Annotated in this window: 18 protein-coding genes; 3 read left to right on the top strand and 15 right to left on the bottom strand. The window is 39.0% G+C overall.

Annotated features, from left to right (window positions below; translation table 11 throughout):
* Window positions 1-219 precede the first annotated feature (219 nt).
* The gene (locus IEX12_RS19075) at window positions 220-735 is read right to left on the bottom strand and encodes a type 1 glutamine amidotransferase domain-containing protein (protein ID WP_088051736.1); all 516 of its coding nucleotides are present in this window, start codon (window positions 733-735) and stop codon (window positions 220-222) included.
* 69 nt (window positions 736-804) lie between these two features.
* Window positions 805-1242: an RrF2 family transcriptional regulator gene (locus tag IEX12_RS19070; protein WP_088051735.1), complete on the bottom strand. Its 438-nt coding sequence runs from the start codon at window positions 1240-1242 to the stop codon at window positions 805-807.
* 137 nt (window positions 1243-1379) lie between these two features.
* Between IEX12_RS19070 and hmpA the strand changes: the two genes are divergently transcribed.
* On the top strand, window positions 1380-2615 hold the full coding sequence (gene hmpA, locus IEX12_RS19065; protein ID WP_102416395.1) for an NO-inducible flavohemoprotein: 1236 nt from the start codon (window positions 1380-1382) through the stop codon (window positions 2613-2615).
* 44 nt (window positions 2616-2659) lie between these two features.
* Here hmpA and acsA read toward each other — a convergent pair whose 3' ends face one another.
* The 3 genes from acsA to IEX12_RS19050 all read right to left on the bottom strand — a co-directional run bounded on the left by acsA (window position 2660) and on the right by IEX12_RS19050 (window position 6368).
* Entirely contained in the window at window positions 2660-4375 is a 1716-nt protein-coding gene (acsA, locus tag IEX12_RS19060; RefSeq protein WP_188725704.1) for an acetate--CoA ligase, read from the bottom strand.
* A gap of 327 nt (window positions 4376-4702) precedes the next feature.
* On the bottom strand, window positions 4703-5290 hold the full coding sequence (locus tag IEX12_RS19055) for a replication-relaxation family protein (RefSeq protein ID WP_188725703.1): 588 nt from the start codon (window positions 5288-5290) through the stop codon (window positions 4703-4705).
* Complete coding sequence (locus tag IEX12_RS19050; protein WP_188725702.1) at window positions 5232-6368, bottom strand: FtsK/SpoIIIE domain-containing protein; 1137 nt, start codon at window positions 6366-6368, stop codon at window positions 5232-5234. The genes IEX12_RS19055 and IEX12_RS19050 overlap by 59 nt, the downstream gene beginning before the upstream one ends.
* A 326-nt stretch (window positions 6369-6694) precedes the next feature.
* On the opposite strand from IEX12_RS19050, the gene IEX12_RS19045 reads away from it, so the two are divergent.
* A complete protein-coding gene (locus tag IEX12_RS19045; RefSeq protein WP_188725701.1) occupies window positions 6695-6886 on the top strand; it encodes a helix-turn-helix transcriptional regulator in 192 nt (63 codons plus the stop codon).
* 14 nt (window positions 6887-6900) lie between these two features.
* Here the strand turns inward: IEX12_RS19045 and IEX12_RS19040 are convergent, their stop codons facing one another.
* Together IEX12_RS19040 and IEX12_RS19035 are read right to left on the bottom strand one after the other, a co-directional pair.
* Complete coding sequence (locus tag IEX12_RS19040) at window positions 6901-7212, bottom strand: YolD-like family protein (protein ID WP_188725700.1); 312 nt, start codon at window positions 7210-7212, stop codon at window positions 6901-6903.
* A gap of 3 nt (window positions 7213-7215) precedes the next feature.
* Window positions 7216-7404: a hypothetical protein gene (locus tag IEX12_RS19035; protein ID WP_188725705.1), complete on the bottom strand. Its 189-nt coding sequence runs from the start codon at window positions 7402-7404 to the stop codon at window positions 7216-7218.
* 177 nt (window positions 7405-7581) lie between these two features.
* On the opposite strand from IEX12_RS19035, the gene IEX12_RS19030 reads away from it, so the two are divergent.
* Window positions 7582-8637 carry a DUF8426 domain-containing protein gene (locus tag IEX12_RS19030; RefSeq protein WP_188725699.1) on the top strand — a complete coding sequence of 352 codons (1056 nt, stop codon included), beginning with the start codon at window positions 7582-7584 and terminating at the stop codon, window positions 8635-8637.
* A 386-nt stretch (window positions 8638-9023) separates the two neighbouring features.
* Here the strand turns inward: IEX12_RS19030 and IEX12_RS19025 are convergent, their stop codons facing one another.
* From IEX12_RS19025 to IEX12_RS18995, 8 genes are read right to left on the bottom strand one after another with little or no spacing between them, the layout of a single operon-like run.
* Window positions 9024-9986, bottom strand: coding sequence for a GH25 family lysozyme (locus IEX12_RS19025; protein ID WP_188725698.1), 963 nt, complete (start codon window positions 9984-9986; stop codon window positions 9024-9026).
* A 53-nt stretch (window positions 9987-10039) separates the two neighbouring features.
* Window positions 10040-10297 (bottom strand): phage holin, encoded by a 258-nt coding sequence (locus tag IEX12_RS19020; RefSeq protein ID WP_188725697.1) that lies wholly within the window; start codon window positions 10295-10297, stop codon window positions 10040-10042.
* Window positions 10298-10302: 5 nt separating this feature from the next.
* Window positions 10303-10602 carry a hypothetical protein gene (locus IEX12_RS19015; protein ID WP_188725696.1) on the bottom strand — a complete coding sequence of 100 codons (300 nt, stop codon included), beginning with the start codon at window positions 10600-10602 and terminating at the stop codon, window positions 10303-10305.
* A gap of 46 nt (window positions 10603-10648) precedes the next feature.
* Window positions 10649-10777 carry a CD1375 family protein gene (locus tag IEX12_RS23555; protein WP_286171264.1) on the bottom strand — a complete coding sequence of 43 codons (129 nt, stop codon included), beginning with the start codon at window positions 10775-10777 and terminating at the stop codon, window positions 10649-10651.
* Complete coding sequence (locus IEX12_RS19010) at window positions 10778-11068, bottom strand: hypothetical protein (RefSeq protein ID WP_188725695.1); 291 nt, start codon at window positions 11066-11068, stop codon at window positions 10778-10780.
* Window positions 11069-11080: 12 nt separating this feature from the next.
* Window positions 11081-14473, bottom strand: coding sequence for a Gp37-like protein (locus IEX12_RS19005; protein WP_188725694.1), 3393 nt, complete (start codon window positions 14471-14473; stop codon window positions 11081-11083).
* Window positions 14474-14485: 12 nt separating this feature from the next.
* A complete protein-coding gene (locus IEX12_RS19000; RefSeq protein ID WP_188725693.1) occupies window positions 14486-15415 on the bottom strand; it encodes a hypothetical protein in 930 nt (309 codons plus the stop codon).
* 12 nt (window positions 15416-15427) lie between these two features.
* Window positions 15428-16279 carry a phage distal tail protein gene (locus IEX12_RS18995; RefSeq protein ID WP_188725692.1) on the bottom strand — a complete coding sequence of 284 codons (852 nt, stop codon included), beginning with the start codon at window positions 16277-16279 and terminating at the stop codon, window positions 15428-15430.
* Window positions 16280-16282: the final 3 nt, after the last annotated feature.

Below are 16282 nucleotides of genomic sequence, written 5' to 3'. Positions count from 1 at the left end.
CACTTTAACTTGATACTTCTATTGTAACTAAAAAAAGATATGGTTCCCATATTAAATTTGGGAATCATATCTTTTCGGGACTTTTTCAGTGGCCTCGCTTTTAACGTTGGGGATTTTTGTTGGTGTTGCCCGGTTTATTGTTGATGTTTCAACTTTTACTATTGATATTCTGTGTTTTACTGTCGATGTTTCAATTTTTACTATTGATATTAAACATCATTATTTCAGCAGATTCAATGCTTCCCGATTAAATGCCGGGATATCATCGGGCTGGCGGCTCGTTACTAATTGATTGTTACAAACGACTACTTCCTCATCCTTTACATATGCACCTGCATATTCCATATCCACTTGAATGGATTTGTATCCCGTAGCTGCACGACCTTCCAGGGACTTCGCTGTAATGAGCAGCTGTGGTCCGTGGCAAATCGCAAATACCGGCTTTTTGACATCCATAAAATGCTTGGCAAACGCGACAAACCGGTCATCCGCACGTAATTGATCCGGTGAAAAGCCACCCGGGATAAACAACGCATCATAGTCATCCGGATTTACATTGTCAATACCTTCATCAATTGTAACCGTTACTTCATTATTTTTTCCAGTTACTTCATTACCTTTCTGCTTTTCAATTGTCACAACTTTATGTCCGGCATCCGTAAATGCTTTTGCTGGTTCTGTATATTCTACATCTTCAAACATGTTTGTCAGAACCGCTGCTATTTTCTTTGCCATTTTTTATCCGCTCCTCTTTAAAGATGATACATAACGGGTTTTCCCCTGGATACATAAAATAAAACATAGTTAGTCTATTCCCATTAATTGGCGCAAATCATCCTCGTTTGTTATCAAATCATTTATCGTATATTGATCAAGCACATGCAGGAAGGCTTGCAGTGCCTCGTTTAAAGCATGCTTTAATTTGCAGGCAGGTGAAATCACACAATAGTTGTTCTTATGATCAAAGCATTCCAGCAGGACAAAATCATTCTCCAGCTGACGTACAACCATGCCGACATTAATTTCTTCAGGTCTTTTAGCAAGACGTATCCCGCCATTCCGACCTCTGACAGTTTCTAGTAAGTCTAGTTTATTCAATTCAAAAACGATTTTTCCTAAATGATGCTGGGATATTGAGAACGTCTCGGAGATTTCTTTTATACTAGCAAGCTCCCCTTCATGCTTCATTCCTGTAAAAATAAGTACTCGCAATGCATAGTCTGTATATTTTTTTAGATTCATTGTCATGCTCCTTGTAAATAATTTCACAAAACTGTAACAGTATTTCCCTTTTACCCTATTGATACAGTGCTAATAGTTATTATACAATAAACATGTATTTGAAATACATGTTTAAAAAATAAAAGGAGTGCTTTGCTTTGACAACACAAGCTACAACAGGGTTAGAAAAGGATACTAGGGATATTGTAAAAGCTACTGTACCGATTTTGCAAGAACGAGGGGATGAGATCACCAGCAGATTTTATCAGCTTATGTTTGAAAATCATCCCGAATTGAAAAATATCTTTAACCAGACGAATCAGCGAAAAGGCGATCAATCAAAAGCACTGGCAAACACAGTGTACGCTGCTGCTGCTCACATTGATCAGCTGGAGGACATTTTACCACAAGTAAAACAAATTGCACACAAGCATAAAAGCTTGAATATTAAACCAGAGCATTATCCAATCGTGGGCAAACATTTATTATTAGCGATGAAAGATGTGTTGGGGGACGCAGCTAGTGATGATGTGATCAACGCATGGGAAAAGGCTTATGGTGTTATTGCTGATGTGTTTATTGAAACAGAAAGACAAATGTATCAGGAAACGAAAAATAAAGTTGGCGGCTGGGTGGATTTCCGTGATTTTAAGGTTGTCGATAAGATAGTTGAAAGTGATGTGATTACATCCTTCTATTTGGAACCAGCCGATGGTAATCCGTTTCCGATCTACCAGCCAGGACAATACATTACGGTTAAAGCGGAAATTGAAGGCGAGCCGTATACACATTTGCGACAATACAGCCTTTCATGTGCACCTGATGAAGGTGTATACCGAATCAGTGTTAAACGCGAGGATGCCCATGGGGAGTTGCCGGCGGGGATCGTATCCAATTATTTGCATTCCCAGATTGAAAAAGGAAGCATTTTGCCAATTAGCGCCCCATCCGGTGACTTTACACTCAATCAACAGGACACAAGACCACTTATTCTAATTAGCGGCGGGGTTGGCTTAACACCGATGATGAGTATGCTCGAAGCTACAATCAAACAACAACCGGAACGTGAAATCTATTATATCCATGCAGCGCAAAATGGAAATGTACATGCGATGAAGGAAGTTGTTCGTAATCTGGCTAGCGAACATGAACAAATCCATGCTTATACAGTATATGATAACCCGTCCCCTGCCGATGAAAATTTCTATGACAAAGAAGGGTACATTGATTATGAATGGTTGACATCGATTCTCCCGACAAATAATGCCGATTTCTATTTTTGCGGTCCAAAAGGGTTCATGCAAGCCATGTACAGGACGTTAAAGCAATATCATGTGGCTGAGAAGGATATTCATTTTGAGTTTTTCGGACCAGCCCAAGCCATTACAGCATAAAAAACGATAGGGTGCCAGTAATAACAGGCTGGCACCCTATTCTATTACTCTTCTAATGTTGATGTATCCCCAGTTGGCAAGCCAAGCTCCCATGATTTTAACAGGCGGCGCATGATTTTACCACTGCGCGTTTTTGGAATGGAGTCCTTCACCTCTAATTCACGAGGTGCTGCATGAGCACTTAATCCAGTTTTAATAAACTGGCGGATTTCCTCCAGTAATTCAGGTGAATTTTCATAGCCCTCATTTAACGTAATAAACGCTTTAATGATCTCACCACGCTCTGGATCCGGTTTGCCGATAACACCTGCCTCCGCAACAGCAGGATGCTCAATTAGTTTGCTTTCTACTTCAAACGGTCCTACACGTTCACCAGATGTATTAATTACATCATCTAATCGACCCTGGAACCAGAAATAACCGTCCTCATCCTTATAGGCACTGTCACCAGAAACATACCAGCCGTTTATAAAGTAACTTTCATATTTTTCTGGACGTTTCCAGATTTTACGCATCATCGAAGGCCAGCCTTGTTTAATAGCCAGATTTCCCATTTGATTTGGTGGTAATTCGTTTCCTTCATTATCAACAATGGATGCTTCAATTCCCGGGATTGGTTTCCCCATCGAGCCTGGGCGAATTTCCAGGGCAGGGAGGTTACAAATGAGCTGTGCCCCCGTTTCGGTCATCCACCAAGTATCATGAATTCGTAAATCAAAGGCCTTCAATCCCCATGTAACAACTTCCGGATTAAGCGGCTCGCCAACACTCATGACATGCCGCAGTGAAGAAAGGTCATATTTTTTCACAACATCTTCACCAGAACTAACCAACTTCCGTAATGCCGTCGGTGCGGTATACCAAACGGTTACATTGAATTTATCCAAGGTGCCATACCAGTCATCAGGGGTGAAACGGCCACCACGAATTACATTTGTCACACCTTTTAACCAAGGTGCAAAAATGCCATAACTTGTACCGGTTACCCAGCCCGGATCCGCTGTACACCAATAAATATCATTATCTTTTAAGTCCAGCACCCATTCAGCAGTAGCATAATGCTGGATCATCGCATTATGTACATGATAAACGCCTTTTGGTTTACCAGTTGAACCGGATGTGTAATGGATAACCATCCCATCCTCCAAATCAACCCATTCGATTGCAAAATCAGTTGATGCACGCTTCATTTCACTAGCATAATCAATGTATTTGTCTGAGGTTTCATTATGGTCCCCAACAAGCACAATTTTCTGCAAATCCGGTAAATCTTCCTGTGGAACGCGTTCCAGCAATTCCGGTGTTGTAATCAGTATACTTGCTTCACTATCCTGCAATCTGTCCCGAACTGCCTGTTCCATAAATGCTTCAAATAGAGGTCCGGCAATAGCACCTGTTTTTAAAATGCCAAAGAAAGCTACATAGAACTCCGGACTTCTTGGAAGAAATAGAAAAACACGATCTCCCTTTTTAACGTCATATTTCTTTAATACATTGGCAAATTGATTACTTTGTTCACTTATTTCACCAAATGTCATTTTCTCTTCCCGATCTGGTGAAGAATATAGTAAGGCAAGCTTATCCTTTTTATTTGGATCCTCGGCATGCCGGTCAATTGCCTCATACGCAATATTTACTTTTCCTGTTTCATTCCAGCTGAAATTCTTTTTCATGTCCTCCCACGAAAAATTCTCGCGTACTTTTTCATAGTTTTCTAGATTGTAATTACCTGCTCGTGCAGGTACTCGCTGCATATCCATCCTATCACCTCATTTGTAAATTTGGAATCGGTTACAAAACCTGTTGTAAGTATAGTTTATTTTCAAACCGCAACAAACATGCAATCTGAAAATTATTCAAACATTTCGCTAACTGTTTTCTATTTTAGAACATTTTGTGACATTTTTAAAGTGATACACTAAAATAAAAATAAATAACTGTCCTATCAACTGATGGACAGTTTTTAAGCAAAGCAGCAAATTGCTTATATTTTGATACGCCCCCGGCAGACGTTTAATAATGCGTTGGCAACATTGGTGCATCAATGTTTGATAATTGTTATGTGTAAAATTTGTGTAAAAAATATTCTAGTGTAAAACATGTTTCACGCCTGCCTTTGTGCAGGCTTCTTTTAATTTTTCCCTTCTTACTTTTGACAAAGTATACCATATTAATACAGGTTTGTGGTGGAATTGTTTAAATATAACATGAGACAAATCTTTGTACAACTTTATTTTATCCTCATTCGTTCTCATGGTCTGTTGGTTGTCGATCTCCACAAAGTGATGTATGCCATTCCTTGTAAACCGAGCATCCGGGATTAATTTATTATTTCCCCATGTAACCGGCCGTTCCACTTCCCATGTATCCGGCATACCTAGCTTGATATACAAATCATTACGCATTAATGTATGCGTAATCCATGACCGTTTTAATTCACCTTGGTTGCTCCCTATACGCTCTTTCCCTTTGTTGGATAGGTAATACACCTTACGCTCCATTCTAACGCTTGAGATGCTCTTTTCTTTTTCCATACGAAACAATATCCTGTGGGCATTACGTGAGCCACCTAATTGTTCGGTAATTTGTAATTGCTCCCTTGTCGCGTAAGTCAAATCATCCAAACGTGACAATATTTTCTCTTGGCGTTGGATCCATTTTTGTGTTTGCATCATCCACAATCCACTCCTTTAATTTATTTTTAATATCAGTATCCTTTATAAACGGTACCTGGACCAGATGCTTTTCATGGGTCCGATATATGGCCCGGCCAATATTCGTTATCCTTTCTGCACCTTGTTCATCAAGCGCTACCCTGCTTGCAACCTCAGTAGGCAATCGAAAACTTATTTTTGCATCGGCATTTTGTTTTATTTGCCTAGGCAAGGTGTCAGCCGTTGGGTATTGTGTGCAGAATATTAATCTGTACCCTAACGCTCCAGCAATCCTAGCTATCTCCGACATCGCATGCTGGCAATAGCGATATATTTTCTTTTCCTCTTTGTCAAGATGGGATCCCGGTACCAGTTCAGCCGCTTCATCAATGATGATAAATTTACGTGTGCTTATATTGGTATCTAATACGTTCGTATAGCCTCCTTTCTTAAATCGTGACATATCGGACTTGATTTGTTTTAAAACAGACGAGAGTAGGGCATACGCTTCATTTACATTACTAGCCACTTGTTTTACTTGTTTCAATCGGTCATACCAGCCAAATTCAAGACCGCCTTTTAAATCAATGATATTAAACTGCACATCGTCCGGATGGTTGTTGATTAAGTGTGCGAGGATTAATTTTAAGAGGACTGTTTTTCCTTGTCTTGTCATCCCGGCAACTGTCATGTGTGGGATTTTATCAAAGTCGTGATATATCATTTTATCTTGAGATTGCCCAATCGGTACAGTCCATCCATCTGCTATGTGCCAATTATAGTCAATTTTGTTACTTAGCTTTTGCTTATATACCCTAATATGCAGTTTTCCGTCAAAATACACATGTACTGGTTTATGCAGTGTTTTAGCCAGGATCGGTTGTAATTTTGGATCATCAATCAATCCATACGGTACATTGAAAATATACTCTTTCCAGCTTTCTTTTCTACGGATCCGGATTAATTTCGGCTCGTAATCACCCACCTTGTAATTGATATTTCGAAATGTGTGCTTTATTTTCTTGGTTTCCAACGGCTCATATTTTTCAGCCACGTACATGGCGCCACAAGCAATAATAGCACCTGTTATAATCTCCATACATTCGCCCCTTCATTTGTCTATTCAAGCGCTGAATATACATTGGTATATAAGAGATTAGTAATAGTAGTACTTGAGATTATGTGTACAAGTTATCATTTCTATATCATAAACAAAATAATAGTAGGAGGGTGGGTGGGATGGGTGGTGCGGCCGGCGCGCGGTGTGCTGGTGCGTGTGCTGTGGTGTATGCTGGTGAATATGCGCTTGTAGTTATAGTATAGGCAGTTCAATCAAAAATTATGCATTTATTTTAGATTTTTTTCTAATTAATTTTAGAAGGACAAGGGATAAGCCAAGTCGAATTTATTATATAGGTGATAATGATGAAATTAGTTATTGATAAATTAATCGCGGATAGTGGTTTAAAGCAGAGATACATAGCGCAGCAAGTGGGGGTAAACGAAAACACGCTTGGTAATTGGATGAAAAATAAATCTTGGCCTAAGCTTAACCAAGCAGTCCGCCTAGCCGACATATTAGGCTGCAGCGTGACGGATTTATACACAAAAAAATAGCCCCATCCCGGGGCTTAATCAATATAAACATCTAAAACATCATTTAAAGGTATCTCTTTTCCATCCTGCAGCATTATTTTCTTTCGATCGATCATTTGTAGCTTATCTTTTGCGGTTAAATAATCGCCGTCAGAAAAATACTTAACCTCAACAGTCAGATCATCCTTGATGGCGCATTGCAGCTTTAAATCAATATCCAGCTTTTGCTGATCGTCCAAAATTGGTTTATCCTTACGTTCCAATTCATCCCACATCTCATTTAAAAGCTTGATATGTTCCGGCATCATGATAGATGTCCATTTTATTGTACCGCGATCATTAACCATTCCTTACGCCCCCAATCGTTTTGGTAAAAAGGATAGTATGTTATCGACTTTAAAAGACCGCACTTGCCTTTTTGTGTAGCAATAAGCAAGGATTGCATCCTCATTTGCCCGTAACACTTTTATAGTGCGCTGGGTGATCTGATTGTTGCTGTCCAGGTAAATCATTTCTAGTTTGTTGCCAGGTTCAATCACTGTAAAACCTCCAATTAAGAAACGTTTGTTCTATTATACCACAAAACGCGAACGTGCATGCGTGTTTTTTATTAGAAATTTATTCCTCATTGTACGATTTCGTTAAAAATATTATTAAAAAACCCTTTTTATGACTGGAAATGTTAGAATAAAGGAAAATAAAAGGGGGAAATACATATGACAAATGAACTGAAACTAATTGAAGATTACAACATTCCGATTGTAAAGATTGAAACTGATACTAATTATTGGCTAGTACGAACTAATTCGGGAGAATACTTTCAAGATTTCTTCTTAGAAAACTTTGTAGGTATTAATTGGAATGAATTTAATAATCCTGATGATTTCATCCCGCTAAACAAAGAATACACTACAAATCAGATTGCAAAAAAATACACTAGTAATAAACAGCCAGGTCACACTTTCTCTCACATAAAAAGGTTTTTTCACGAAATAAAAATTGGCGATATTGTTATGATTCCGAGTGAAGATTCCAAACATATCGCTTTTGGGAAAGTTACATCAGATGTATACATTACGGAGGTTAGCCAAACTGAAATTGATGAGGGTGCTTGTCCTTACAAAAAAAGAAGAAGTGTTGAATGGATAAAATCAGTTGACAGAAGGAAGCTAGATCCGTATTTGTACAAAATGATGAATTCTCATTTAACAATAAGCAATGCAAATGATTATGCAGACTCTATAGATCGAACCCTCTATTCGTTTTACTACAAAGGGGATAAGGCACACCTTGTACTGGATGTTAATCAAAGCAAAAACATACCTTTAGTTGATTTATTAGACGCTTTACAAACACCATTAGATTTAGTTGAGTTAATCCATAACCCCTATTATCCTGAAAAAACTTATAGAAAAAAAGATTTAGACGCGAAAATCAGAGTGCAGTCGCAAGGTATTATAGAATTTGTATCATCCGGGGGAGCGTTCAGTTTAGTTGTATTACTAGGTTTAGGCATTGTTGGACTAGCGGGAGGTAAATTTAAATTTAATGCAAGTAAAGAAAAGGTTGAGGGAGAATTATCTACCGAGGGACTTTTAGAAAAAATATTCAAATTGAGGGATCAAACAAACAAAAAGGATAAACAAAAAGAAGAAATTGACGAGTTACAAGGAAAGTTCGATAGAGCGAAAGCTAACCTTAAAATAGAAACTCCCAAGGAGTTAGACTCTTATTTTAGCGAAAAACAGGGTACCGAAACTTTAGACGATTAAGACAGAGTAATGCTCCTCTTTTATTTATATGGTGACGATATTTTAAAATACTTTTTAATAATAAGGATTGACACTATTGAAAACAATACGGGAAATATTGGGACACCCAAATAGATTATTTTATTTAGGTTAAATAACACTCCAATAGTAAACATTTGTAATAAAGATAAGGTTCCAAAAAGGATCATGAAGACACCGGATACAGAAATAATGTGTAGTGTTCTTTTCCATAACTGGTTAATTCGGAATTCCATATTAAACCTCCTTTGCTACAGATGTTTATAAATATAATAATACTATGACTCAGTTTTGTCTATTATGATTAACGCACATATACAAGATCAAGTATATGTTTAGCCCCCACAATAAGTGAGGGCCCTTTTTTATTACTTAACACGCAATTTCTGTCCAACATAAATTTTATTTACGTTTTCAAGATCATTCCATTTTTTAATCTGCGATTGACTGCTACCATACTTGATTGCCAACTCTGAAACTGTATCACCAGATTTAACCGTATGATATTTTTTGTTTGATTTTTTAGCTGATCCGGTTACTTTAATTTTTTGCCCAGCATAAATCTTATTTGGATTAGAAATGTTGTTTAGATCAGCTAATTTGCTAGTTGTTGTACCATGTTTAGCTGCGATCCCACTTAATGTGTCGCCAGACTTGATTGTATACGTGCTTGTTTTAGGCTTGCTTGGCTTTTTGACAGGCTTAGCAACGGGCTTCTTAGCTGGCTTGGATGATGCTTTATTCACCGTAAAAAACTTACCACCAGTTTTATTCCTATCGACATCACCGCTAATGCCCGCAACCGAACCCGTACTACTGTATTGCCACATGTAGATGTCGGCCAGTTTAACGTTAACCGGATCGCTTGCATAACGAGCATGCCAATACGCGTATCGATCAAGTAAGGACTTGTCAATGTTGTCCTCGAAAAACACGCCAAAACTATATAGTCCAGCCGAGCCTACTTCTTTTTCTACATACTCTAAAAATGCACGTGCTGCCTTATTCATTTCGGCATTATTTTTACAGTTGTTTTCCTCCAAGTCTAGCATTGGTGGCAACGTAAACTTATATTTCTTGATATGCTGCACAAACCACTTTGCTTCATTAACAGCATCATTGACAGATACAAATTTAGCATAATGATAAAATCCTGCATACAGACCGTTTGCTATTGCGTTTTTAAAGTTATAATCCATCTTGTTATCAACAAATGCCGAACCGTCTGCAGAGCCTTCTGTTGCTTTAATATAGCTGCCTTTTATTCCAGCGCCGGCCACTTTAGACCAATTAATATTACCTTGCCAGTGTGACACATCGATAAATTCCATTACTTATCCTCTCCTTCAATCAAAATAAGAAAAAGACACCCTACCGGATACCTTTATTTCGTCAAATTATGCTGCTTTAAAACCTTTTTCTGTTTACGGCCTTTCCATGTTATATAATTATTTTTAAACCAAGCAACCCCAGCAGAAACAATCGTAATTCCTGCTGAAATTACCTCGCCCCATAACGTTTCGGTACCTGGGATAGGATTCAAATTTAGTGCCAATAAGCCTTGATTAATGAGCGCCAATACTAAAACGCCTGTCCTGATTAAAGATCCTCTATCGTGCTTGTTATCCTCAAATGTAATCATTTCTATCATTCTCCTTTTTCAATATTATCGATACGTTTATGTGCTTGTTTGCTAGATTCTTCAACCCTTGTCAACCGTTCACCCATTACACCCATTTGCTTTTCATTCGATCGCAAGTCAATGCGAATATCATCAACCCCTTTCCGGATGTAATCTAATCCGGCTTTTAATTCAGCACTTTCCTTCGTGTCGTTTTTAGTCGTATTACTTTTTCTGGATTGGTAGGTTAGGTAAGCAATAAATACCCCTATCCCCGCTACAAATATAGATGCAATAGAAATCAAGATTCCTAGTTCAATTGTCATCATTAGCCCCCTTTTTACGGCATAAAAATAACGCCTTATTTGGCGTTTACTTAATTAAATCCTCTCTACCTTCCGCGATCAGCAGTGTTCTTACATCTTCTTTCCAAAGATCCGGAACCCTTTCATATGTCCAATTACCAGCGATTATTTGAGTCGCAAATAAAAGTGCCAACATCTATTTCCCTCCCATTATTGTTTCTGCTAACTCTAAAATGGCTACTGCATTCATTTCGTCAATACTTGGCTTGTTCTGTTTTTCTTTAAATTCTTTCTCACATTGCTCCATGTACTCAGTGTCTTTAATTAATGCCCCATCTATATATTTATAAAAAAAGGACATCATCGGGTCTTTTACAATTTCGTGATCGTCATCAAATTCAAACGCAATTTCATCCGGATTACCGCTTGGAGATGATGACACTCCTTGTAACCGTTTATTTTCGTCAACTGAAAAGTAAAATAACATCCTGCCACCTTCTTAGTATTCATATATTTCGCGTAATGCAACATTGTTCAGTGGTGCGTGTTGATTTTCAGCATGGCCAGTTATATGTGTATCACTAACATAAATATATTTAGCATTAACTGCGACGTTTTCCATGTGTGGGGTAGGTACTAATATTCCTTGACCTCCATGATTGCCATCTATATGCGCTTTTGGTATATGCGAATAAACCCAGTTATAATCGTTAGCACCACCAGAATAATCACTCCATGCTAATATCCAACCGTTTTTACAATCTGACAATTTCTTTAAAGGTGTTATCGTCTGTGACGAATTTACATATTGTGCCCCTACCCAAAGTAGGTGTAAATCAGTCGATGGCCGATAAACACCTTTTGTAACTTGCCATACAGAATCTTCTGGGTCATAAACACTGGCTACATTTCCTTCTACTAGCTGAATCCCATCACATTGAACCCATTCTGTATTGCCGCCCGAGATTTTTAATTCAAGTTCGTCTCCACGTTTAAAACTTGAAGGGACTGTGAATGTAACCGAATGTCTAACTACACTATAATCATTCGGCACAGGAGCGAATACTTCGTTTAACAATCTGTTTCGTGTACTGTTACCTTGATCGTCCCAAGAAATGTGATCAACCTCAAATCTCGGAGTTCCGCCGGGGTTGACGTTCCACTGTCGTTTGAAGAAACCTGATAGTGTATATGTTTCATTACCACCAACCCCTTCATATATGTGTTGCCTTACAAAATGTGAATTTCTTACACAGACTGCTTGTTCACCATATATTGCAAGTGCATTTTTATCCGCAGGGTTCCATTGTATGGCTACCATTGGGCTTCCGTATTTTTCCCAAAAGTTTTCGGCTGCGATATTCGATTGCAGCATTTCCAGCCAATTATAATCTACTGTACTTTGGTTAAATGAATCCCAATCAGGCCTAACAAGTTCAAACGAATGGTCTTTAATTAAATTTCTTCCGGGAGTAGCGCTATATTTAAGTTGGGTAGAGTCTTCCTCAAGAAAGAATCCACCATCTTTTACTGATACGCCTTTTCCGTCTAATCGAACGTTATCGTTTGCGACCGATACATTACCATTTTCATCGATAATAAACTGATCATTTACATTAAGACCATTTAACGATTCGATATAGCTAGCTACAAACCATTTATCAGCAAATGTAGTATCTTTGTTGACTATGTTCGGTCCCTGTGGGCCACGCGGACCTTCCGGACCTGTTGGCCCTTGTGTACCTTTTGGACCTTGAGGCCCAACGTACTTAGACCAAGTGTAATCTGCCGGATTCGTACTTTCCGTCTCTGTCAATTTATTGGGCGCGACACCGATGTACGCTTTCCCCTCCGGATAATTACTCATCCCATTTCCGTTAACATCATCCGCATACCGAATCCATGTGTACCGTGGTTTTCCGTCTACCCCGGGCGGTCCTTCAACTCCTTGTGGACCTCGATCGCCTTTTGGTCCCTGCGGACCGGTTGCGCCTTTTTCTCCTTTCGGACCTTTGATAAGCGCAAACGTATAATCCGCCGGATCGTTCGATTCGTTTATATCCGTTTTATTGTACGCAAGTCCGATGTATTCCTTGCCAGTCGGGTCGTCAGACAAACCGTTGCCTTCTCCATCATCGGCATATTTAATCCAAGTATAAGTCGGTTTTCCATCCTCACCGTCAGGTCCTGGTATACCTTGATCGCCTTTTGGTCCGACAACTTTCGTCCATTTGTACTCATTAGGATCGGACGATTCCGTTTGTGATGCATTATTGTACGATATACCCATGTATGCTTTTCCGGCAGGACTATCTGACATTCCGTTACCTTCAGCATCATCAGCATATTTGAGCCAAGTATATAAGGTTTCCCCATCTTTTCCAGCTGGGCCAGGTAAACCTTGTGGGCCACTAGGACCAGCAGCCCAATCCGAACCATCCCATATTTTCCATATGATATTCTCCGGATTGGACGTGTCAATCCAGATAACATCTTTGTCTTCTGGTTCGGTTGGTGATTCTATACGCTTTTTCTCAGCATATTTTTCCGTGTAGCCTTTTGCCTCTTCTAAATTTTTAAGCGCTTGTTCAATGCGTTCCCTTTCTTCTTTTGAAACTTGTTGCTTTGTATACTCGTTTGCTTTTTGCGCTTGAATTTGGGCAAACTTGGACGGTAACTCTTGCTGCTCGACACCACTAATTTCATTAAATTTCTTTTCAATTTTACTTGTCAGGGTTGGACGTGATTCTCCAAACGTTGCTTCAAGGACAAAACCGCCCGACTCGTGAATTTCCAAAATCTCAGTAATAGGCGCAACCATTGTAATGCCCCAGGATTGATTTAAAAGCGAAACCCTATCCCCATAATCAAAATCCACTTCATACTCATAAGGGGTACGAACTATTTTATTCCCGTTTGGGATTCGATTTATTTCCTGGACAACCGGTGTTAATATTTGCGCTTCAAAAGATAATTGACGTCCCATTTCAGTCAGTTTTATTTCGCCACGTTCGATTAATTGTTGTTCAATTTCCTCTGGCGTTAGTTCTTCGTCTTGGTCTGTTGAATTCCCAACATCACGGGCATCAATAAAAGTTTCAATTCGTTCTAATCCCTTTACATTTTCTCCAAGTTGAACAATTGTTCGTTCATTGCCTTCTCCTGGACCTCCTACATATGCAGCATTTTTATACTCGGCATCACTATCAAAGAAGGTTTGACTTTCAACAGTTCCAAAATCAGGGGAAAATACAACTGGAGAATTGTTCTCCGGATTTCCCTTTGTAAGGTCCCTGGATCTGATAACATCAAATATAAATTTTTTATTTTTTGTATCGGCATAAACTGTCCATCCTAACCCGCAACGTTTACCAATTGTCTCAAGTTCATCTGAAACGACCTTATAACGTGATTCCCATTCAATATATTCTCCCCGGTGCAAGTTTGGAGCAATTTCCAAACGGGGCATTTTTCGTTTGGGATCTTCCGGATTAACAAAATGCCTATCTACATAGTGCTTCATCACTGTTTCGGCATCACCCGACTTACGATCTTGATCAGTATGATCTGGTGGTACAGTTAAACGCCTACTAATTAATCCATCAAGTGTATAACCTGTTATTTTCCAGTTCTCAGTAATTTTCCCCTCTTTATCAAGTGCAATTTCTTTCGACTGTATAATTGCTACTTTAGTTGCTACTTCTCTTGATTTTTTATCCAGAACGATAATATTTCCTTTTTTAAATTCCTCTGCACCATGCACGTACTTGTTAATATGCAATTCAAATTTCCCTATCCCGTAAAAGTTACGGGGAAACTGTAGAGACTCGTAATTGTCGGTCTCCATCTTTAAATCTAAAAATGGGCTATATATTCGAATTGGTCTTTTCATGAAAACACCACCTTATGCCATTTTGGCTATACGTATACGAATAAGGTGCATTGAAAGCCCCTCCCCAACCCTACGTGTACGTAACTTAAACTCAACTTTATCTCCAGCCATTAATTGGTCAAATCCGGAACCAATAAAATAGTTATCTGTTCCGTCATAAGCCACACTTGCATAAATAGGAAAACTTTCTTTTCCATTTACGTAAACATAAATCTCAACCGTTCCACCTGGAGTGAAAGTACCATCTGGGAAACCTAACTCAATCCATAAATTATAAATTCCATCATTTTTGGGTACAAAATTCTTTCCGATGATTTCGCCCTGTTTATCAAGTAGAACCCCTTCTATAGGAAGTATAAAATCTGAGTTTGCCGTAATTGGAACGCTCGCTTTACTTTCTGTTTTGATAAATGATTGATGAGGCATCGTAACCGCGCCGTTTTCATTTATTATTAAACCCCTATAAATATTGTGTAAATTGGAATACCCACACACTGCCTCATTTGTCCGCTCATCGGTTATTTGATCCTGTTCAATGTAAGACTTTCCAGCCGCTATTAATATTTGGGCAACGCTATATTCAAATATATAACCGTCCCTGGTAATAGCAGGAGGAACCGGATTGGCACCTGGAATACCCTTTTTTACATATGCATAACTACGCCTTTGGGCCGGATTATTATCAAAGCAAATAATAATTCGGTCAATCCTATCTATAGTAGGTTCAGCAATATCACAGGTTAAATCTTTGGCTGCTGTATTTTCATAAGAAGCACCGTCAGCAAATGCCCAACCTGCTCCCAACTGTACGGTCATGTTTTGTTTTTCAGAAACAATCAAACTGCCCGTATTGGAAACCCCGTTTCCTATAATTTGGGCAAAAAACCGTCTATGATCTTCCGCTGAATAATAGACATCATCATAAAAATAACTTCTTTCCATTCAAAAACCTCCCTATATACCGGCATATCGGTTATGCCAACCAATGGCCACAATCCCGTTGACTCCCCCGGAATCAGCCAAGTACTCAATTTCGTTGTTTCCTGGAATAAGCATTAGAAAAGTGGAATCATCATCCACATATCCCCAGGCTTTTTCTAATACACTTCCATTTCGATATATCTCCACACGTTTATTTTGAGTATTTGTATCAATGTGCAATATCTCATCAGCCGACAAGGAGCGATTTATCTTTATAAATTCACCCGTAGTTAAATTTTTAATTTGTGGATTGGTGACCGGTCCTTGGACATCGATGGTAACCGGTGTGTCTACATCTCCATCATTTTCTAAAATAGTAGAATCACCACTAAACCCATACATAGCCGGATATTTAACCGGATATTTAAAAGTAGGTTGATAAGCGTGTAATGCCCGACTTACCTCCTGCGGGTCGCGCCAGTAGGGGCTCGGACATTTCCACGACACCATAAATTTCTGCCAAACGTTTTGCCCGCGTTCTGGAAAAACAGGCGCCCCATCAAGTGAGCCGCGTATCTCTTTAATATCCCCATCTAATTCAAGTGTGATCTTGCCTAAGCCTAATTTTGGATTGCAAACCCGCAATATATGTTTGCGGTACCGTTTGATCTCCTGTAAATCCGTTTTTGTTATACTTCCTTCTAAATCTATAAATCTAGGCTGTAGAATCGTATCGATATACGTATCTCCATCTTGGTATGGCGCCCGTTGGCTTTGTACTTCTGCATCCACTTCACCGATTCCGGTAAGTGATTCTATTACTAGAGGTGATAGATAAAACTGGATGATCTCACCTCTACTATTTTCGTATGTTAATCGTCTCAATCT

This window comes from Lentibacillus populi (assembly GCA_014642895.1).
GTDB classification, from domain to species: Bacteria; Bacillota; Bacilli; order Bacillales; family Amphibacillaceae; genus Lentibacillus_C; species Lentibacillus_C populi.
This window is presented reverse-complemented; position numbering and strand designations above follow the sequence as displayed.